General features: G+C 68.3%; 13 protein-coding genes and 1 pseudogene. 7 read left to right on the top strand and 7 right to left on the bottom strand.

Annotated elements, in window-relative coordinates; all coding sequences use genetic code 11:
* Both ACWDEW_RS16310 and ACWDEW_RS16305 read right to left on the bottom strand, forming a co-directional pair.
* Positions 1-640 (bottom strand): annotated as a pseudogene (locus ACWDEW_RS16310) (jacalin-like lectin); the annotation flags it as partial.
* Between the two features lie 168 nt (positions 641-808).
* Complete coding sequence (locus ACWDEW_RS16305; protein ID WP_450513367.1) at positions 809-2,365, bottom strand: ricin-type beta-trefoil lectin domain protein; 1,557 nt, start codon at positions 2,363-2,365, stop codon at positions 809-811.
* Between the two features lie 640 nt (positions 2,366-3,005).
* On the opposite strand from ACWDEW_RS16305, the gene ACWDEW_RS16300 reads away from it, so the two are divergent.
* Positions 3,006-3,557: a hypothetical protein gene (locus ACWDEW_RS16300; protein ID WP_450513365.1), complete on the top strand. Its 552-nt coding sequence runs from the start codon at positions 3,006-3,008 to the stop codon at positions 3,555-3,557.
* Here the strand turns inward: ACWDEW_RS16300 and ACWDEW_RS16295 are convergent.
* Positions 3,487-6,687, bottom strand: a complete 3,201-nt coding sequence (locus tag ACWDEW_RS16295; RefSeq protein ID WP_450513363.1) for a family 78 glycoside hydrolase catalytic domain — start codon at positions 6,685-6,687, stop codon at positions 3,487-3,489. The two genes, ACWDEW_RS16300 and ACWDEW_RS16295, sit on opposite strands and share 71 nt — an antisense overlap.
* A gap of 200 nt (positions 6,688-6,887) precedes the next feature.
* Here ACWDEW_RS16295 and ACWDEW_RS16290 point away from each other — a divergent pair, with 200 nt between their 5' ends.
* Together ACWDEW_RS16290 and ACWDEW_RS16285 are read left to right on the top strand one after the other, a co-directional pair.
* Positions 6,888-7,403, top strand: a complete 516-nt coding sequence (locus tag ACWDEW_RS16290) for a TetR/AcrR family transcriptional regulator (protein ID WP_450513361.1) — start codon at positions 6,888-6,890, stop codon at positions 7,401-7,403.
* A gap of 112 nt (positions 7,404-7,515) precedes the next feature.
* Positions 7,516-8,700, top strand: a complete 1,185-nt coding sequence (locus tag ACWDEW_RS16285; protein WP_450513360.1) for a CocE/NonD family hydrolase — start codon at positions 7,516-7,518, stop codon at positions 8,698-8,700.
* 182 nt (positions 8,701-8,882) lie between these two features.
* Here ACWDEW_RS16285 and ACWDEW_RS16280 read toward each other — a convergent pair whose 3' ends face one another.
* Positions 8,883-10,088: an FAD-dependent oxidoreductase gene (locus ACWDEW_RS16280; protein WP_450513358.1), complete on the bottom strand. Its 1,206-nt coding sequence runs from the start codon at positions 10,086-10,088 to the stop codon at positions 8,883-8,885.
* 1,023 nt (positions 10,089-11,111) lie between these two features.
* On the opposite strand from ACWDEW_RS16280, the gene ACWDEW_RS16275 reads away from it, so the two are divergent.
* Both ACWDEW_RS16275 and ACWDEW_RS16270 read left to right on the top strand, forming a co-directional pair.
* Positions 11,112-12,503, top strand: a complete 1,392-nt coding sequence (locus ACWDEW_RS16275; protein ID WP_450513392.1) for a potassium channel family protein — start codon at positions 11,112-11,114, stop codon at positions 12,501-12,503.
* Between the two features lie 552 nt (positions 12,504-13,055).
* Complete coding sequence (locus ACWDEW_RS16270) at positions 13,056-13,949, top strand: LacI family DNA-binding transcriptional regulator (protein WP_450513356.1); 894 nt, start codon at positions 13,056-13,058, stop codon at positions 13,947-13,949.
* A 312-nt stretch (positions 13,950-14,261) separates the two neighbouring features.
* On the opposite strand, the gene ACWDEW_RS16265 is transcribed toward ACWDEW_RS16270, so the two are convergent.
* Entirely contained in the window at positions 14,262-14,759 is a 498-nt protein-coding gene (locus ACWDEW_RS16265; protein WP_450513354.1) for a MarR family winged helix-turn-helix transcriptional regulator, read from the bottom strand.
* A 138-nt stretch (positions 14,760-14,897) separates the two neighbouring features.
* Between ACWDEW_RS16265 and ACWDEW_RS16260 the strand changes: the two genes are divergently transcribed.
* Together ACWDEW_RS16260 and ACWDEW_RS16255 are read left to right on the top strand one after the other, a co-directional pair.
* On the top strand, positions 14,898-16,241 hold the full coding sequence (locus ACWDEW_RS16260) for an aminomethyl transferase family protein (RefSeq protein WP_450513352.1): 1,344 nt from the start codon (positions 14,898-14,900) through the stop codon (positions 16,239-16,241).
* A 200-nt stretch (positions 16,242-16,441) separates the two neighbouring features.
* Positions 16,442-17,353 (top strand): LysR family transcriptional regulator, encoded by a 912-nt coding sequence (locus ACWDEW_RS16255; protein ID WP_450513351.1) that lies wholly within the window; start codon positions 16,442-16,444, stop codon positions 17,351-17,353.
* Positions 17,354-17,519: 166 nt separating this feature from the next.
* Here the strand turns inward: ACWDEW_RS16255 and ACWDEW_RS16250 are convergent, their stop codons facing one another.
* Both ACWDEW_RS16250 and ACWDEW_RS16245 read right to left on the bottom strand, forming a co-directional pair.
* A complete protein-coding gene (locus ACWDEW_RS16250) occupies positions 17,520-17,654 on the bottom strand; it encodes a hypothetical protein (RefSeq protein WP_450513349.1) in 135 nt (44 codons plus the stop codon).
* 759 nt (positions 17,655-18,413) lie between these two features.
* On the bottom strand, positions 18,414-19,397 hold the full coding sequence (locus tag ACWDEW_RS16245) for a LysR family transcriptional regulator (protein WP_450513347.1): 984 nt from the start codon (positions 19,395-19,397) through the stop codon (positions 18,414-18,416).
* Positions 19,398-19,403: the final 6 nt, after the last annotated feature.

The raw sequence follows: 19,403 nt of genomic DNA, 5'->3' as shown, positions 1-19,403 counted from the left end.
ACTCCGCGATCGTGTCGGCGGAGCGGGTGTAGCGGGTGTTGGTGTCGCCCATCACCACGACGGCGTTGCCCGCCGAGTGGGTGCTGATGAACGAGGTCAGCTGGCTGAGGTTGTCGGCGCGGGAGGCCTCGTCGCCGTCGTTCGTGCCCGCGTTGGTGTGCAGGTTGTAGAAGTCGACGTAGACGCCCTCGGAGAGGCGCTCGCGCATGAACGTGAAGCCCTTGGGGGTGAGGCAGTCGCCCGAGTCGATCTGGCAGGAGTTCCAGTGGACCCGCTCGAAGTCGTCCTCGTCGTAGGGGATCTTGGAGAGGGTGTTGAGTCCGCTGCCGATGCCCGCGCCGCCGCTGGTGGGGGTGCGGTAGGCGTGTGCGGTGTCGGCGGCGTAGAGGTAGGCGTGGTAGTTGAAGTCCTCCTCGACGTGGACGATGTCGTAGGGAGCGATCCGCTGGCCGATCGCCGTGGTGCTGGTGTCGCGGGGTGTCGAGGCGCTGGAGAGGCTCTCAGGTAGGCCCGCGACGTTGTAGGTCAGGGTGCTGAAGGACCCGGAAGCCGGGTCTGCGGCCGACGCGGGCGGTGCGGCTGCGGTGAGCCCGCCGAGGGTGGCTGCTGCCGCCGCGAGGCAGGCGAGGAGTCTGCGCATGGAGGGGGTGTCTCCTGGGGAGGGAAAGCGGTTGCGGTGGGAACATCGCAGAAGTTACCGCCGGTTACCCCGGTCTTGTCGAGGGTTCCGTCGTGCTTTCAAAGGAATCGCCTGCCATGCACGGGTGGTTCGAGACCGGGCCATTGGCGATTCATGACAACTGCGGCGCTATGTGCGGGAGGTGGGCGCCTGCCCCGTTGCTGGAGCCCGAAGGGTCCATCGCTGTCGGTCCGACGTGTCACGGCTCGCCACGACCGCCTCTGTCGACCGGTCGCCGTGGCCAGGTGCCACCGCGAGGTCCTGGCGCTCGCGCAGTAGGAGCTCCCCCTGCCGCGTGATGGTGTACGACACTTCGCCGGAGCGCACGACGCACTGTGAGAGTTGGAGCCTTCGGGTCCGAGGGGCGGCGGTCAGGCGGAGAGCGGGGTCGGCTTGGCTGCGCAGCAGGCCGTCGAATTCGTATGACCACTGTTCGGAATCGGTGGACGAACACGCCGTCAGGTGAATGCTCGCGCCCGCCGCGATCCGGCCGTCGACGGTCAGGCGGCGTCCGGTGGCGAGGCTGCGCAGCCTGCCTTGGGTCTGGCTTTCGGTGCCGGGATCGCGCGGTGGGGCGGAGGGGTCGGATGCGGTGCCGGCTGACGTGGTGGGGCTGGGCTTGGGGCTGGGGGAACTGTTGGCGGGGACGCCCCAGGTCGCCGTGGCCGGGCCGGGTGCACCGCTGTCGACCGGCCAGTTGTGGGCGGCCAGGACGATTGCCAGCAGGGCGAGGGAGGTCAGGGCCCCGGCTGCGGCTGCGCAATGCCCCTTCTCGGGCACGTTGCGGTGCCGGCCGCCCGTGGACGGACCTGTCGGCTCCCATTCCGGTGCGACTGTCCATTCTCCGGGGTCGCCCCGGCCGGGCCGCGTAGCCAGATAGCGGCGGCCTTCCCCGCCGAGCAGCGCCTCGGCGAGCAGAAGCCCCAGCCCGCCTTCGAAGAGCTCGAATTGGTCGGCAGCGGCTCGGCAGTAGGAGCACACCGCCAGGTGCTGTCGGACGTCGGGGAGCAGGGGGTCGCCGCGCCGAATGGGTACGTCGATAAGGCGGCTGTAGAAGCGGCACTCCGCAGACGGCGCGAATTGCATGTGGGCGTGCACCAGGCCCGCCCTGAATTGTTGGCGAGCCTGCTCCGCGGCCGCTCTCGCGACGACCGATTCCATACCGAGCAGAGCGGCAGGTATCTCTATGGGTTCCGCCTCGACTTCGATATGCCACAGAAGGCACTGCGCGAAACCGGACAGTGCCACGAAGGCGCGTTCGGCGAGTTTTCGGGGCGCCGGGGCTTCCGATGTGGTCGCGTGCAGACCACGACTGCCGATTGGTTTGCGTAGTTCTGGTATGGCTGTGCATATTCTGTCGTCTGCGGCCCAGGCGTGGACTGTCTCACGCACCGACATCAGCAGCAGCGGGCGTAGGGCTGCGCCGGTTGCGCTGTTCGCGAGTCGGCCCAGTGTTCGCTGAAATGCGCTGATGGCGATGTACTGGGCGGTGGGGCTCGCCGACGCCAGACAGAGGAGCGCGTAGTCGCGGACGGACGGCCAGTGGCGGGTCAGCAGCAGGGCCGTCGCATGGTGCCGCTCGTGGTCCTCGCCACCCAGCCGGGCTGCGAGGTCCGGATCGGGCTCCCCCGGGGGCGGTCCGGGACGGGGTGGGTAAGGCGGGCGTGGGGGGTAAGGGACCTGCACGGAATCCTTTCCTTTCCCATTGCAGGACGGCATGCGAAATGACGTTCCGTCGGAAAGTGGCGAGTGATTGGTGCGTACCTTAAGGATCGCCTTTTCGCCCGGTTGGGGGCCGTGGCTGTCCTAAGGGAGGCTCACCTTCGCATGTGCGAGTTATCTGCGACAAGCGCTTTCGCTGACCAGTTTTCAAAATTTCACATCAGGAGAGGGTTACCGGCGGTAGCCGTACTTGTATTCGAATGGCTTCTTGAATGCGAAGGTGAATCGCCCTGAAAGTGAACCGTGAAGTGCTTGAAGATTTGAGTTGCCGGCAGGCGTGGCGGCTTCGGTGTTATTTCTCTGGCAATTGCCGCGGCGGGCCGGGTCCTGCCCGGCGGCCATGTGGCGGGCTGTCGGGGCATGTCCGAACCGAAGACCAAGGAGCAGCGGCGCAGCGCGAGTGTCTCGGACGGTGAACTGTGTGCCCTGTCCGTGCGTTTGATGGCCAGGAACGTCGTGACGGGAGCTGGTAGTCGTTCCGCAGCGATCCGCTGGGTCGGCAGGGAAGGCGTCCTCGTCCGACGGCCGCGTCCATGAGGGCCCACCAGCCTCCACCGGCTTTGTCCTTGAGGACCGTGGGCTCTCGACCAGTTGGTGCGGATGCGTGGCGCTGTTCGAATCGGCGCACGAGTTCGTCGGACTCCCGCACCTCCGTGTACTGGCTCCCGAACGGCACCTCGTAGCCCGCCCCGATGCGCAGCAGCCGACAGTCGAGGGAGCGCCCGTGCCACGGCAGTACATGGACGCGGGCGACCAGCTCCTCCAGCTCGAAGGGCTTCGTGGCGTAGTGGCCGGGACCATCGTCAGCCCGTGCGCTTTGGCTCCGGTCCTGTCGTGGGCGGTGAGGAGGAGGACCCGACGCGTCGACGCCGGCGGCCCGGTGGATGCCGAAGGCGGCACCGTCCGGGCGTATCACCTTCAGGACGATCAGGACGATCAGGGCGAGGTGTTGGGCGACGCCGACCGGGACCGCGTCCTCGCCGCGCTCCGCCACGTACGCGAACAGGACGTAACGACAGGACATGTGAACGGGCCGGGGTGCTGCAACGACCTCGGCAACGGAAGCGGAAGTCGGGGCAATACCCTCAGGAAGGGGTGCGTTCCGCTTTCGTCGTGCCGGAGCCGACGGGCCCTATTCTCAGCACCGTACCGGTGACGTCTGTGAGGGCTTCGACCTTGACCCGCCCCCGTCCGCCTGGTGCCTTCGCCGTCACCCGGTACTCCGCCGGACGGGCGTCGCCGATCTCCACCTCCACCACCGCGCTGGAGTTGGGCGGCACCGTCACCCGGGTCGTGTGGGAGCCGTCCGATCGGTGCACGGCGACCTGGACCGGGCCGCGCACGGACGGCACCGTTCCCGCCACGTCGGTCAGGGTTCCGGTTCTGGGGCGGATCAGGAACTCCGCCGCGCCGGGGGCTGTGACGCGGACACCGAGTACATGCCGGGGGATCACGTTGGCCGGAGCCGAGGCCCAGGCGTGGGAGAACGTCATGTTGGACTTCAGCGAGGGATCCCAGGCCTCGGTGACGATGGTGGCCTTGAGTGTGTCGAGCATGTGCAGCCACGAATTGGTGGCCGTGGACGTGAGCAGACCGAGCGCGGCGTCGGCGCGACCGAGCCGGAAGAGGGCGTCCAGGAGGAACTGCGCCCCGTACACGCTCATCCGCATATCGCCCGAGGCAAGGGTGTCCCCGAGCCGGCCGAGCAGGTCGTCGTCCAGGGCGTCCGCGACACCGAGCGCGACCGGGAAGGCGGTGGCGTGCTGGGCGCTGTGCGTGGTGCCCTCGCCGTCGAGGAACCGGCCGGCCGCGCTGTCGAGCAGGGTGGCGCGCATGGCCGTTGCGAGGGTGTCGGCCCTGGAGCGCAGGGACGCCGCGTCGTCGTTTCTGCCGAGCGCCGCGGCGCTCTTGGACAGGGCGTCGAAGGCCGCGTGCTGGAAGGCGTTGACGACGGCGTTGACGTTGGTGAAGACGTATCCGTCGCGGCTGGCGGTGGGCCAGTCGACGAGGTCGCCCAGGTCCTGGCTGGTGGTGCCGGGCGCCTTGCTCACCAGGCCCCGGGAGTCGAGGTAGGTGGTGAGGTTCTTGGCGGCGAGCAGGTCGTAGTCCTTGGCGAGCTGCCGGTCGTCGCCGGTGGCGAGGTAGTCCTCCCAGGCGGACAGCGCGCACATCAGCCGGTACTCGGTGGGCCAGGTGCCCTTGCGGACCAGGTAGTCGTTGGACCAGCGGGCCAGGGCGTAGGAGCGCTGGACGCCGTACTCGGAGAGCTGGTTGATCAGCGCGTCGCCCTCGTAGGGGCCGCGCTCGCGGGTCGGGGTGTCGGTGTAGAGGTCGCCTCGGGTGGCTTCGATGGAGTACCGGCACAGCTCCCAGACCCGGTCGAGGTCCGGGTCGGAGCTGTGGAAGGACGCGTGCGACTCGTCCCAGTCGAGCTTGCGTGCGCGGCCCGTGATGACGGCGTCGGACAGGTCGAGCGTCGTGCGCAGTTCCGCCCAGCGGAAGCCGCGGTAGCCCCAGTGCTCGAAGCTCTGCTTCCCGTCGCGCAGGGTCCACACCTCGCGGTACGTGTTGGTGGCACGCAGCTGGTACCTGACGGTGCTGTCGGCGTTCAGTTCCTCGCCGAGCCGCACCTCGACGGTGTCGCCCGCGCTCCCGGTGACCTCCAGGGACAGCCCCCCGACGATCTCCCGGCCGAGGTCGACCAGCCAGCGGCCGTCGGCGACCTCGGTGACCGAGACGGGGGTGACGTCGTGCAGCCGCGGCGGTTCGATCGGGGCCGGGACGAGGCCGCTGATCGCGGCGCGGACGACGGGCGTGTGCCAGGCGCTGTCGTCGAAGCCGGGCCGGGTCCAGCCGACGGGTTCCTGGCGCAGGTCCCAGTACTCCTGCGGGATCGTGTAGTAGCTGCTGCCCGCGCTGCCCTTGGCGGGCAGCAGGCCGGCCTGGCGGCGTGCCTGCCAGTGGTCTCCCGAGGCGACGGTGGTCCGGCTGCCGTCGGTGTACGTGATCTCCAGCTGGGCCAGGAACTTCTGCTCCGAGGTGGTCCAGCACAGCGCGGCGAGCGCGTTGGGCCCACCGTCGCCCCGCAGGGTCGAGGTGATGTCGAAGGCCTGGTATGCGGTTCCGGTGCCGGAGCGCACGGAGGCCTGCCCGACCACGGTGCCGTTGCTCCACACCTTGGCCACGTACTGCCGGGCGGGGTCGGCCGAGGTGGCGGCGACGTAGAGGACGGCGGCGGCTGTCTCCTTGCCCGTGGCCGTGGTGTACTCGTGCCGCAGCAGCGCCCAGGTGTCGTCGGCCCCGTAGGAGGAGAGCGACGAGGCGCCGGTGGGGAGGGTGAGCGTGCCGCCGGAGACGGTGCCGGCGGAGAAGGTGCCCTTGTCGGAGGCGAAGTCGTCGTCGAGGAGCACGGTTCCGTCGGCGGCGGTGAACGTCACCCGGTCGTAGATCTGTGACTCGGTGAGGCCGTTGCGCAGGCCGATGTTGCCGGAGGAGTAACGGCTGTCGGTGGTGGTGTCGACGGTGGTGCCGCCGACGGTGGTGGTGAAGGTGGTGCCCGTCATGGTGACCGTGACGTCGAGCCACGCGCCGGTGGTGACGGCGAACGGCAGCCGGACCTCGCCGAGGACGGTGTACGTGCCGTTCACGCAGACGTGCTTGCGCAGGACGCCGGGAGTGCCGGCGCGCAGCTGCCACAGGTAGTTGGCGGCGGTGCTCGATGCGCGGAACCACAGGCCGGCCGCCACGGCGGTGATCTGCAGGCGGACGGCGAGCGTCCCGTCGGTCATGACCGGCCCGGCGGGCACCCAGATCGGCTCGGCCTCCCACGCGTCCTCGACCGAGGTGGCGAGCAGGGCGGGTGCCGACCAGGCGGAACAGTTCTCGCCCCAGCTGGCCACCCGCCACCAGTAGGCGGTACGTGGCTGGAGGGGCGGCCCGTCGTACGGCACGGCGACGGAGTCGGCAGATCTCAGTTTCCCCGAGTCCCAGACGAGCCGCCCGTCCTCGAAACCGCCTGGAGCGGCGGCCAGTTGCAGCCGATAGGCCCGCTGGAGGGTACCGGCGCCGAAGTCGGGCACCTGCCAGCTGAACCGGGGGCGCCCCCCGGCGCTCGTGCCGAGGGCTTGGGGAAGCAGGTCGGCCAGCGTGCCGGTCGGCGCGGGTGGCCTGCCGGGGGCCGTGCTGACGCTTTCGGCCGCGAGCGCCCGGGGTCCGGTCAGTACGACCGAGGCTGCCGAGGCGCCACCGAGCTGCAGGAGTCTTCGACGCGATAGGTCCCAGGACATGACGCACCCTCAACTGGTGAAAGGTTTCAATGCGATTGCCCGGAGGTTAGGGTTCCGCGTCCACGTGGTCAATCCCTGTGTCGAGAATTGATCAGGCTCAATAGTGAATCGATTTAACCGGTGCGAAGTCTTGGGCGGCCGGCCTGCGGGCACAGTTGTACGCTCAGGACCGCAGAGTCCGGCGCTCCCGTGCGGCCCTCATGACGGCAGCCGTGCGCCTGGTGACCGAACGAGGCACCACCGCCGTCCCCGTCACGGATCTCGCCGACGCGGCGGACGTCACCCGGAAACTGCTGTACCTGCACTTCGGTGACCGGGACGGGCTGCTCGTCGCGGCCGCGGCCGATCTCGTGGAGCGGGAGCTGGTGGCCCAGGCGGCTCGGGCGGCGAAGGACCTGCACGCTCAGGTGCTTGTGGCGGCCGGACACTTCGCCGAGCACCAGGCGTTCTACCGCCCGATGCCGACGGGGTCCTGCGCCTTCGCCATGGCCCGGACGCTCAACGGTGTGTTCGGCTCCCTGAACCGGGCGACCGTGCGGGACCTCTTCGGTGCACTGGACGAGGCCACTGTGAACGACGTGGCGACGTTCTTCGCCGGCGGCGCGAGCGCGGTCGTCCACGACTGGCTGATCGACGGCGCGGACCCCCTCGTCCCCGGCGAACTGGCGGACCGCCTTCTGTGCCTCGCGTCGGTCATCACCCCCCACCAGCCGTAGAACACGGCACGGAGAGCCCCGTGAACATCGGCAGCCGTCTCACCCGGCGCATACAACAACTGCGCCGCCCACCACCAGAGACCTCCGCGTCGAGCGCGGCCTGAAGGTACCGATGCGGGACGGAGTCGTCCTGCTCGCGGACCACTGGTACCCGAGGACCGGCAGCACCGGTCTGCCCACCGCCCTGATCCGTGTCCCCTACGGCCGTACCCGCGCGACCGCCTCGCAGATGGCCAGGCCGCCGGCAGAACGAGGCTTCCAGGTGCTGGTGCAGAGCACCCGCGGGACCTTCGGCTCCGGCGGCACGTTCTACTTCGAGCAGCAACGGCGGTACGCCGTCGTCGTCCTGGAAGGCGCGCACCATCCGGTCCCGCTGCTCGGGCGGGGTGCCGCCGTGCAGGAACGGGACGCGGTCCAGGTCGAGTTGGGCCGACAGATGGCGGGCCAGCAGGTCGCCCATCACCCGGTACTGGGTGAACACCAGTGCCCGCTCGCCCGCGGCCACCACCTCGCCGAGCATCTCGGTGGCTCGTTCGAGCTTTCCGGAGCGTCCGGCGAGCTGCCCCGCGTCGGTGTCCTCGGCGCCGAGGTACTGGGCGGGATGGTTGCAGATCTGTTTGAGGTGGGTGAGCAGCCGCAGGACGTTGCCCTGGCGGCGGATGCCGGTGCCCAAGCCCAACCCCTCCGGGCCCGTGTCGAACGCCTCGTCCACCGCGGCCCGGTACAGCTCGGTCTGTTCCGCGGTCAGGTCGCACGACACCGTCGACTCCAGCTTGGCGGGCAGTTCGATCCGCCAGTGCGCGCCAGAACTCCTGCATCCGCACCCGGGCCGAGGAGAGGAACCGCGTGCCCGGCGACCACGTGTTCCAGGGCCCAGCGCGCGGCCACCGACCAGGCGTACACCGACCTGTCCAGCCGTGTGCCGTCGTCCCTCGGCGCCAGCTGGGCCAGCGCACGCAGTACCTCGCTCAGCGGCACCAGCAGCGCGGGCACGTCCGCGTCGGCCAGCCGGCCACCCCGGGCAGCAATGTGGGCAGTCGATCGAGGACCCGCGTCCCGCCCTCCGGGCCGAGGAGGCCCCCTGACACGGCATCCGCCGCCGGGTCCGCCGTGCCCCAGAAGGCCATGCGCCCCCGCCCCGGCAGGTGGGCGTCCGGTACGAACGTCGCCTGCAGACGATGTGGCAGTCCAGGGGTTCCCACTGCATTCATCCAGTCGTCCTGTCCTTCGGGGTGCAAGGGGCCGACGGCCTCCGCGGGAGCCGGAGGTGTACGCGGGGGACGACGAGCAACTGTGACGCGCTCCCACGCTCAGAGGCTGCTCGCCTTCGCTGCCCGGTGATGGACATGCGGGGGAGCGGGGTGCTGGCGCGGCTCGGTCTCTCACATGTGGTCGAGCCGCTGTTGACCGTTCGGTTTACCGAGAGCCGTCGGCGGGCTCGGGCGGTGCGTCCATGCGCACCGCCCGAGGGAAGGGTGCCTATTCAGGCAGAGAGAGGTGGCCGATTACCTTCTGGCCGACGAACGCGGACATCCGCACCGCGTGGTACGCGTAGTCGCGCATGGCGTCCTCGTAGGCGCCGATGCCATCGAGGAGCGGTGTGTCGCCGAGCGCGACGGCGAGCAGTTGCTCGCCCAGAGTATGAGCATCGCGCAGCGCGGTGTTGGCGCCGATACCCAGGGCCGGGCTCATGGCGTGGATGGCGTCGCCCATGACGGTGACGTTGGAGGGTTCCCAGGCGTCGACGGGCACACAGCTACGGCATTTGAGGGCTTGCACAGTGCCGGTGTCCCACAGGCGGACCGTGTCGACCAGGGAGGGGTGCCAGGCGGCGACGCGCTGAAGTGCGTACTCCTTGAGTCGGTCGGGACCGGCGGTGAACAACTCGTCGTCGGGGAGCATCTGCTCGGCGAGGGAGTTGAAGATGCTGAGCGCGTAGTCGGCGGTGGCCTCACGCCGGAAGTCGGCGTCCTGCTCCGCGATCAGCGGCGAGGTGGGGTCGGTGCGCTCCAGCGGGCCCAGGGTCAGCCCGGTGAAGTCGGAGGCGTAGGCCAGCGAGAAGGCGTTGAACATCTGTGCCGGCAACTTGGCCTTGGCCTCGTCGGTGAGGTGGATCTTCGCAGCGATGTGTCGCGAGCCGAGATCGGCGATCCGGACCTGGGGCAGGCGCTGGGTGCGCACGGAAGAATTGATGCCGTCCGCGGCGATGAGCACGTCGGCCTCGACCGTGGCCCCGCCCCCAAGCAACACGGTGATCGACGAGTCGGGGTGAGCGCGGTAGCCGGTGACCCTGGAGCCGAAGTGCACGGCCTTTTCCAGACCGATGTAGAGGATCCGGCGCAGTGTCGAGCGGCACACCACCAGGTGCTCGGGGATGTCGGTGGGTACACCGGTGCCCTCCGTGGCCGACCTGTCCCGGCCGGGGCGGAGGTTGAACTGCTCGTCGAAGAGCATCATGTCCTCGCTCGGCATGCCGCAGGTCGCCAGGAACAGCTCCCACAGGCGGGGCTCCAGCGCTGCGTGCAGCGCGGAGGTGCCGGTGGAGTTGATGTGGATCCGGTAGCCGGCCTCGCGTGCCGCGATATCGGCGTCGCGTTCGTGGACGGCCACGTCCAGGCCGTGCCGGTTCAGGTAGTGGGCCAGCGTCAGCCCGGCGAGCCCGCCGCCGGCGATGACGATACGCATTTCAGACACAGTTCTCCCAGTGCAGATTGTTACTCGTACTCCGAGCACACCAGGACTCCCTTAGAGGGAGGACGTTGACGCAGCTGAGCGGAAAACCGGTGACCTGCGGTCCGGACTACCAACCGGAAAGCATTTTCGTGTGCCCTGAAAGCATACACAAAAGTGTGAGGCTGCCATCGGATCGGTCCTGCGATGTGCTGTTCTTCACTGATCTCATAAATCCTTCGGCGACTTCCGATCCAATGGCCAATTCAGCTTGACGAATCGATGGAATCCTGCTCGGGGAAGGTGATTTGACCATCTCGATATTTTCTGCTCACGTTCGTCTATCTTTTGTCTCGTTGCAGTTGAAACTCTTGTCCGTGCGTACTCCACCGCTGGTCGGGGGCACGAGTCCTGAAGAAGCAGGAGAGGCCTGCTTGATTCCGGCTCCTCCCGAACTCGCGGACGGAGCGCGCTGATTGGACGGACTATGGTCGGATACGTTCTTCATCACGATCTGTTGGTGGACGGCCCCATATAGCTCGTATCTCTGGCAGCCGTTCGCCCTTCGAGTGCGCGTACCGACAGGGTTGTTCAGTGGACGGGCGCCCTGCCGATCGGCCGGGTCGGATGTCTTTGGGGTCCCTGCAGGAGTGGACGTCGTTCCGCTGGTCGATCCGGTCCGTGGAGAGGGGGAGATCTTGTCTTTGCGGACCTGACTATGACCGCCGTGATCGCACGGGCGCTGATCGACGCCGCCAGCCGGGGAGGTGTCTGCGGCGCGCTCAATCAGCGCTTCGACTCCCGATATCCCGTTGAGGGCGCAATATTAGGTTTCGCCCGGCGTGCAGGACACCGCCTTTATCATCACCTCTACCGCAAGAGCGACCGAACCACCTCGCCCCTCCGGCGGCGGCTTGGTATGGCCAATGACGGGGGGACGCTGCGGACGGCACACCGACGCGCGGCTGTTGACCGGATCCGGCGTGGCGAGACTCCCTCATTACGCCCTCTTACGGCAGGACGTCCAGGACCGTGACCATGCACTCGGCACGCCCCAGCAGCAACCGCCACTACGTCGTGATTGGCGAGACGCACCTGGCCAGTCGGGTGTGCGCCACGCTGCACGCGGGCCCCCACGCGATCCAGCATCTCGCGCGGCCTCGTGACGAAGATCTCCGCACCGCGTTGAGTACACGGCCTCACGGAGTGGCTGTTCTTCTGCATGACGACGTGGCTGCGCTGCGCTATGCCCTCGCCCTCGCTCACCTCTCGCCGCTGACTCCGTTGATCGCCACGGTCTTCGACCGCACCGTGGCTGACGAACTGAGCCGCCTGCTGCCGCAGTGCGATGTCACCTCGCCGGCTGACCTGGTCGCGCCCGCGCTGGCCGGTCCGTGTCTGGACCCCGCAGTCGTCGCGGTGCAGCGGCACGGAAACCTGATCCGAGCGGTCCGCGAGAACCAGCATGTCCTGCGTGCTGGGGACTGGCACCAAAAGCCTCGGGCGCGGTGGAGGACTCGGGCCAACTGGGCACTGCGCCAGCTGCGGCCTCACGACGCCGGCACTCGACTGCTGATCGTCGGGATGCTTGCCGTCCTCGTCGCCCTGATGGGGGACTGGGTGTGGCTTGCCGGTCACGGCCACCCCGCGTCGGAGGCGTTCTTCGACGCGGCGCGGGTTGTCGCGGGCGTCGGCCCCGCTGTTGCTCCTACTGGGGCCCAGGCATATCAGGTGTTCGCCGGACTCGCGATGCTGGGCACTGTCGCATTCAGTGCGCTGTTCACCGCCGGAGTGGTGGACCGGATGCTCGGCCCGAGGTTGATCGGCCTTGTGGGGCCACGGACCCTGCCCCGCTCAGGACACGTCATCGTGGTTGGCATGGGGCAGGTGGGCATGCGCTTGTGTGTCGAGCTGCGCAGCCTTGGCATACCTGTCGTCGGCGTCGAACGTGACCCGCAGGCATCGGCTGCGCGACTCGCCCGCAACACGGGAGTGCCCGTGATGACGGGCGACGGCGGTGACCGCCATGTGCTTGAGCGCCTCCGTCTGGGTAGTGCCCGTGCCCTGGCCGCGGTTGGTTCGGACGACCTCGACAACATTGCCGTTGCGATCGCCGCGCACGGGGTCTCGGCCAACACACGGGTGCTCATCAGGGCAGGCGAACATGAGGCCATCGCCGAAACGCGTTCCTTGCTGCCCATGGGAACCATCCGGGATGTCACCGGCATGGCCGCCGCCTACATCGTGGCCCGCCTCCTGGGGCAACCGCCGGCAGGTGTGGTCGCCCATCAGGACGATGTTTTCCTCCAGAACCCCGATGACACCTTCAGTCGTAGTGTGCTGTCGGCCCGGGCCCGCTGCGAGCATCTGTCTGCAAACCCGGCGGAGTCGGTGTCAACGATCTCGAAGACAGTCACCTGGAAAGACTAGATCGATTTACCACCTTTCTAGTGAATTGCCCAATCGATTTCGTAACCCCATTCCCGCGGCGGCATGCGGGATCGGGGGGCGCCGATGTCAACCGCGCAGGACGTCGCCGTCAGGTGATCGAGGGCGTGCACGGCTACGACGGTGCCGATGTCTGTTCTCGCCCGGCTCGGGCGCGGGGTGCCCAGCGAGAGCGCCCGATGGATCATCGAGGCGTTGGAGACTGCACCCCGAGCTCTCTGCTGTGGAGGCTTCGGCTGGATTGACCATGGGATGGGCTCCTGAAGCTCGGCCTTGGAGGAGGAACGTCCGAAGATCGAACGAACAACTCGGTGCCGTGAAAGGTTCACCGGCCGTGGGAGGTTCCCCAGGGCGGTCGAGGTGCAGCCTGGTCTGGCAAGCTGAAACGATCTAGCGCGTAGAGTGAATCCAACGTGCTTACACGTTCTAGGGGCGGGTGGTTTCGGCGATGCCTTTTCGCGGGGCGTGCAGCGTGCAGAGGCGCGGATGGGAGTGGCCAGCATGGGCCGTTCAGGTCGGGTGACGTTGACCGACGTGGCCAAGGCGTCCGGTGTGTCGCGGGCGACGGTGAGTTTCGTACTCAATGACGACCCGCGCCAGACGATCTCCGCGGCCACCCGGGAGCGCGTGATGGAGGCCGCCCGGGACCTGGGATACGTCCCCCACGGGATCGCCCGCGCGCTGCGTGAGGGGTCTTCGCGCATCGTGGTGCTGAACGTCGACTGGGGAATGGAGGGCAACTTCTCCCGCAGCTATGTCCGGGGCCTGGACGAGGAGCTGGCCGAACACGACCATATGCTTCTCGTCAGGTACGGGCACTCGATCCCCGAGGCCACCCAGAAGCTTCTGGACACCATCGTGCCGCGGGCGGTGCTGCGGCTCGGCGAGGTCTACATGCAGGGCCACGCACCGAGTGAGGATGACTGGGAAAGCGGGTTTGCCGCTAACGCCGCGCTGCAGATCGGATACCTCGCTGATCGGGGGCACGCCCGAATTGCGATGGCGGTGCCTGACCATGACTTTCCGCTGATCGAGGCCCGGTTCGGTTTCGCGCAGGAGGCGGCCCGGCGTCGAGGGCTTCCACCATTGGAGTGCTTCGTCGTGCCGGGGCCGAGGGAGGCCGGTGCGGCCGCGGTCGAGTCGTTCCTGGCCACTCACCCTGAGGTGACGGCCCTGGCGGCCTTGGACGACGACATCGCGTTGCGCAGCCTCACAGCCCTTCGGGACCTCGGGATGCGGGTGCCCGAGGATGTGGCCGTGATCGGCTTCGACGAGACCGAGCACGGTTCCCTGTTCACACCGGCGCTCACCACCGTCCACATCGATGCCGAAGTCCTCGGACGGATCGCCGCCCGCAACGCCCTGGGCATCGACACCGGAGGACTGGCGCCCGTCCTGGGCCGGATCGTGGTGCGCGCGTCGGCGTGACTGCCCCAGGCCCGCGAAAGGCCGGCGGCGGGATGGCCGAACGGCAGTTCGGTCGACACGGTGCCCGCGCGGTTTTCTCGGATCCTCGTCGCGAGGCCAGCTGTCGCAGACGGACACCGGCTTGCCCCGGAGCTGACGTAGCCGAGACCGGGAACAGCCGGAAGCCGGGACGAAGTAGCCCCGTCCGGCTCCCAAGCCGCGCATCTGGGTTGCGCGGTTCTCCCACGCTGTCGCTGGACAGGCGATGGATTGGCGCGCTTCACGACAGCGACAGGGCCGTGGTCGCGCCGAAGTGTGGTCCACGGCCGTCCCTCACGATGTGCTGGGGACCACCGGCCACATCCCGGCGTAGGCGGGATCCTCGCCCTCCAACGCGAAGAGCAGCTTGCGCAGTTGACCGATGACCTCGTCCTTGCCTCCGTCGCCCAGGATCTCGGCGAGGGCGCTGTCGATCGCGGCGATGCGTGCCCGGCCGTCCGCGACTCCGGCGAGGCCCGCTTCGGTGAGCTCGTGCAGGATGACGCGCTTGTGCACCGGATGGGGCAGCCGGCGAACCCATCCGACGCGTTCGAGCTGTGAGAGGGCGGTCGTCACGCTCTGGGGCGTGATGTGGAAGAGCCGGGACAGGTCCGAGGCGGACATCAGACCGAGTTCGTCGAGGTGGACCGCGAGACCGAGCTGGGTCACGGTGACACCGAGTCCGTCCAGCGTGTCCTGAAGCCGGCCGTGCACGGCCTGCTGTGTCCGCCACAACACATGAGGCAGTCCGTCCTGCCATGCCGGACCCGCGCTGTCCTTCGCCGAAGCCATCGTCGCCCTCCGTCTGTACGGGACGTCAGTATCCGCCCGAGAACATTGTTTCAGACGTCTTAAAACTTTACAGCCATCTGTTATACGGTCACGGGGGCGCAGCGACGAAGCTGTGCGCCGCTGACCGAGAGGAATCCCATGCCCAGTCTCGAAGAAGAGATCAACAAGGCGGGAGGGGCGCTCGCCCTGCTTCGGCAGGGCCGCTCCGGGGCGTACCCGTTCCCGATCAAGCCCGAGTTCAGCAACTGGCGCGACGAGCAGGAGGCCTGGCGCAACAGCGCCGCGCTGATGGACCTCTCGCACCACATGACCGACCTCGTCGTGCAGGGCCCCGACACCTACCGGCTGCTCGAACACCTCGGGGCCAACAGCTTCCAGGGCTTCGGCCCAGGGAGCGCCAAGCAGCTCATCACGGTCCGCCCCGACGGCTACATGATCGGCGACTGCATCCTGTTCTGCGTCGGCGACCGCCACGTCCGGATCGTCGGCCGGCCGCCGGCCCTCAACTGGGTCCAGTTCAACGCCGCCACCGGCGACTGGGACGTCACCGTCCGCCGGGACGAGCGCACGGTGAACAACCCGAAGGGCCGGGAGCTGTTCCGGCTCCAGCTCCAGGGCCCGCACGCCGCCGCGATCTTCGAGAAGGTCAACGGCGGCCCCATGCCGGACATCCCGTTCTTCACCATGGGCCGCTTCAACGTCGGCCCGCACGAGGTCACCGCGCTCAACCACCGCATGTCCGGCTTCCCCGGCTACGAGTTCACCGGGCCGTACGCCGACATCGACTCGGTGCGCGACCTCATCGTGGAGGCCGGCGCCGAGTACGGCCTGCGCCAGGTCGGCGCCCGTGCCTACGCGTCCGTCGCCACCGAGTCGGGCTGGATCGCCAACACCCTGCCGGCGACCTACTCCGGCGAGGACATGAAGGCGTTCCGCGAGTGGCAGTCGGCGCGTTCGTTCGAGGGCAACCTCGCCCTCGGCGGCAGCTTCGTCGCGGACCGGATCGAGGAGTACTACACCACCCCGTGGGACCTCGGCTACGGCCACATCCTCAAGTTCGACCACGACTTCGTCGGCCGCGAGGGCCTTGAGGCGATCAGGGACCGGCCGCACCGCCGCAAGGCCTGGGTGCTCTGGGACCGTGACGACGTCGGGAAGATCTTCGCGAGCATGTACGAGAAGGGCGAGGGGCGCTTCAAGTACATGGAGATGCCGGCGGCGTTCTACACCGCCTGCCAGTTCGACCGCGTGGAGAAGGACGGCGAACTCGTGGGAGCGGCGATGCTCACCTCGTACTCCGCGAACGTCCGCGGCTGGATCTCGCTCGGCACCATCGACCCGACGGCCGCGGCCGGAGACCGGGTGGAGATCGTCTGGGGCGAGCCGAACGGCGGATCACCCAACCCGGCCGTCGAACGCCACGCCCAGACCCGCGTCCGCGGCACGGTCATGGCACGCCCGTTCGCGACGAAGAAGCGCTGACGCGCGGGCGATGCGGTTGGGCGGGCCGACCCGGCGCAGATGGGAAGACCCGAGGTCTCCCGGCGATGAGGGGCCTCTGTTACGATAACTAGATCGATCTAGTTGCTGTAAGGGCGGCGACCGGCTCCGCCCAACCGCATCACCCCATGTCCGACACGGTCCGGAGGGACACCGGTGCCGTGGCGGACCGGAGGAACACCATGGACCGTCTGCTTCTCATGCGCAGTTTCGTCATCGTCGCCGAGCTCGGCAGCTTCAACGGGGCCGCCAAGGCGCTGGGGTCGTCGGGATCACTGGTGTCGCGGCATGTCGCCGAGCTGGAGCGACAGGTCGGCGTCCGGCTGGTCAACCGCACGGCCCGCTCGGTGAGCCTCACCGAACCGGGCCTGCGCTACGCCGAGTTCGCCGCCCGCATCGTCAAGGAGATCGACGCCGAGGACTCCGACATCGCGGATCTGCACGACAGGGCGGAGGGCACGCTCAGCATCATCTGCCCGAAGTGGATAGGGAGTCTCGACCTCGGAGACGCCATCGCAGCGTTCTCCGCCGCCCACCCGAAGATCCAGATCCGGTTCGAGCTGGGAGGCGTGTCCGACCGGACCTACGACTTCCTGGACGGCGGTTTCGACCTCGCCTTCCACACCCGGGACCTGCGGGACTCCAGTGTGCGGCTGAAGAAGATCGCCTCGCTGCCCTTCGTCCTGTGCGCGTCGAAGACGTACGTCGACGAACACGGCGCCCTGCAACACCCCGGCGACCTGGCCGGTCGCGACTGTCTCGTGCACGTCAACGATCCCGTCTGGCGCATCGGACACGGACCCGCCTCCACCCTGCACAAGATCCGCAACGTGGCCTTCTCGTCCAACTCGTACATCGCCCTGCAGAAGGCGGCCGTCCACGGGCGCGGCATCGCCCTGCTGCCACAGCGGTCCGTCTACGACGACCTCGTCTCCGGGGCCCTGCAGGTCCAGCTGCCCGAACTGACGGCACCCGACCGGCCGTTGTACGCGATCCACGGCCCGGGACCGGGCACCCAGCGCAAGATCACGGTCTTCCTGGACTTCCTCGCCCAGTGGTTCGCCGAGAACCCGATCCCCACGATCGGTTTGTGACGCCAGTCCCGTACGAAACCTCGCCGGGTCGAGCCGCAAAGAAGCTCTCCCGCGGTTGTCGATGATGTGCTTGGCAGGCTGTCCGGTGGCCGTCAGCCGTACTTTCGTCAGTGTCTTGGGGCGTAGCCAAGTCTGTCGGTGCACTCCTGCGCGCGGCGAGTGGCGGCTAGGAGCGCTCCGGTTCGGCGCGGAACCCGGCGTACACGTCGTTGCCGAGGATCGCGACAACGCCTTCCGCCAGGTCGGCGGCGCTCCGGGACCGGCGGTTCTGGGTGCCCTGCTCACGGCCAGAGCTCTTCATGCCCTCCCGGGCCACGTCGCCGACGCCGGCGAGACGGGAAGGTCCCAGCAGGGCATCGTCTCGGCGGCGGACGCAGGCGAACTGGGTGCGGTCACCCAGATGAACCTGGGTGCGGACACCGGCCCGGCCCTCGGCGCGCCGGGCGTCTCTGTTTGGTTATGGCTGCGGCACTGATACTGATCGCCGCCCTGCGCCCCGTTGTCCTGTCGCGTCGTCCCCGGGAGACGAAGATCACTCCAGCCCAGAGTCGGACGGCAGTCACTCCGAGGCCGGCGTCGGCTCCGAACGGTAGCGCTGACGACGCTCGTAAGGACTCTTCCAATGCGGTGGCTCCGGCATCGGCGGTGCCTGACCACCGAGTCAAGTGACAGAGTGGCTACGGCGATCCGGCGCGATGAGGATCGGCCGCTCCTCGCCCAATGTCATGAGGGATCGTTGGATCCGACCGGATCATCCGGCTCGGGCCGATCGAGCAGGTCGACATGCCGGCCGTCGATGTCCGTTCCTTGTTCCTCCTGGTCTTCATCGACGCCGAACTACATCGAGGCCGACCAATGCGGCGTCAAACGCGTTGGGCCGTCACGTGGTCGAGGGTCTCGACGACTTCGGCGTCCGGGAGAACAAATGGCGGGCGATCTGCGCTGCGGGTATTCCGACGTCCTGTGCGGGCGATGGCTCGCTTGCTGAGAGAGTGAAGCCCCTTGTGCGGCTGTCGTTCGCGCGCCGACGAGGTGGTCGACCACATCGCCGAGCCCGGGATCACGTCGTCGGGGCAGGTGGGAGAACGTTCGATGATTGAGCCGTGGTCGGACGATGAGGGTTCGCTGCGATTGCTGCCTGTGTGTCCATCGGAGGGGCGGCGGGTCGCCGGAATGTGGTGTGCGCGCGGCGCAGGAAGGCGCGGGTCGCGGGACTGGCAGGTCCGTCGGTCTGCCACGCAAGGGCAATGGGACTGCGTAGCTGCGGTCCGGTGATCATCATCCAGTGGGCCTGGACGGGAAATCGAGGGCGGGGTACTACACCAATGCCCAGTCCTTGCCGGGCGAGTTGGATGACCACGGAGGGCTCCGTTGCTTCGCAGATGACCTGAGGATGCAGGCTTGCCGCAGCGCATGCCGCGTCGAGGCTGGTCCGCACGCCGGTGCCCCGGTACAAGGTGATCAGGGGGTGTTTCGTCAGGGTCGCCAGAGAGATCGTGTCGCGGTCGGAGAGCGGATGGCCGGGGCCGACGACGGCGACGAGCGGTTCGTCGAAGATCACCAGAGCGCCGATCCCGGACGGGGTTTCGCGGCCGAGGCCGATCAGGGCGACATCGCACTGTCTGGCCCGAAGCCGGTCTATCAGGTCGTCGGAGTTACCCACGGTCATGGAGATTTCCACATGCGGATGGTCCGCATGGAATGTGGTCAGCAGCACGGACAGGTCGGCCTGTGCGGCGGAAGTGGTGCCGATGGTGCCGATGGCCAGGTGGCCGCGCAACAGCCCGGTGAGTTCGTCCACGGCGTGCCTGGCGGCCGCAGCCGCGTCCAGTGCGGCCCGCGCGTAGGGCAGCACCGCCGCGCCGGCGTCGGTGAGCCGTACGCTTCGCCCGGACCGGTCCAGCAGCGGCTGCCCGAACTCGCGTTCCAGTCGGCGGATCTGCGCGCTCACACCGGATTGTGCGATGTGGAGGCGTTCCGCGGCGCGGGTGAAATTGGCTTCCTCCGCCACCGCGACGAAGTAGGCGAGCTGGCGGAGTTCCATAACGGA

This window comes from Streptomyces sp. NPDC001100 (assembly GCF_053598575.1).
This window is presented reverse-complemented; position numbering and strand designations above follow the sequence as displayed.

What these genes read in the sequence shown, in the direction of transcription:
- ACWDEW_RS16295 (WP_450513363.1), bottom strand. Translation starts at nt 6,687, where the DNA reads ATGTCCTGGGACCTATCGCGTCGAAGACTCCTGCAGCTCGGTGGCGCC.
- ACWDEW_RS16290 (WP_450513361.1), top strand. Translation starts at nt 6,888, where the DNA reads ATGACGGCAGCCGTGCGCCTGGTGACCGAACGAGGCACCACCGCCGTC.
- ACWDEW_RS16285 (WP_450513360.1), top strand. Translation starts at nt 7,516, where the DNA reads ATGCGGGACGGAGTCGTCCTGCTCGCGGACCACTGGTACCCGAGGACC.
- ACWDEW_RS16280 (WP_450513358.1), bottom strand. Translation starts at nt 10,088, where the DNA reads ATGCGTATCGTCATCGCCGGCGGCGGGCTCGCCGGGCTGACGCTGGCC.
- ACWDEW_RS16275 (WP_450513392.1), top strand. Translation starts at nt 11,112, where the DNA reads ATGCACTCGGCACGCCCCAGCAGCAACCGCCACTACGTCGTGATTGGC.
- ACWDEW_RS16265 (WP_450513354.1), bottom strand. Translation starts at nt 14,759, where the DNA reads ATGGCTTCGGCGAAGGACAGCGCGGGTCCGGCATGGCAGGACGGACTG.
- ACWDEW_RS16260 (WP_450513352.1), top strand. Translation starts at nt 14,898, where the DNA reads ATGCCCAGTCTCGAAGAAGAGATCAACAAGGCGGGAGGGGCGCTCGCC.
- ACWDEW_RS16255 (WP_450513351.1), top strand. Translation starts at nt 16,442, where the DNA reads ATGGACCGTCTGCTTCTCATGCGCAGTTTCGTCATCGTCGCCGAGCTC.
- ACWDEW_RS16250 (WP_450513349.1), bottom strand. Translation starts at nt 17,654, where the DNA reads ATGAAGAGCTCTGGCCGTGAGCAGGGCACCCAGAACCGCCGGTCCCGG.
- ACWDEW_RS16245 (WP_450513347.1), bottom strand. Translation starts at nt 19,397, where the DNA reads ATGGAACTCCGCCAGCTCGCCTACTTCGTCGCGGTGGCGGAGGAAGCC.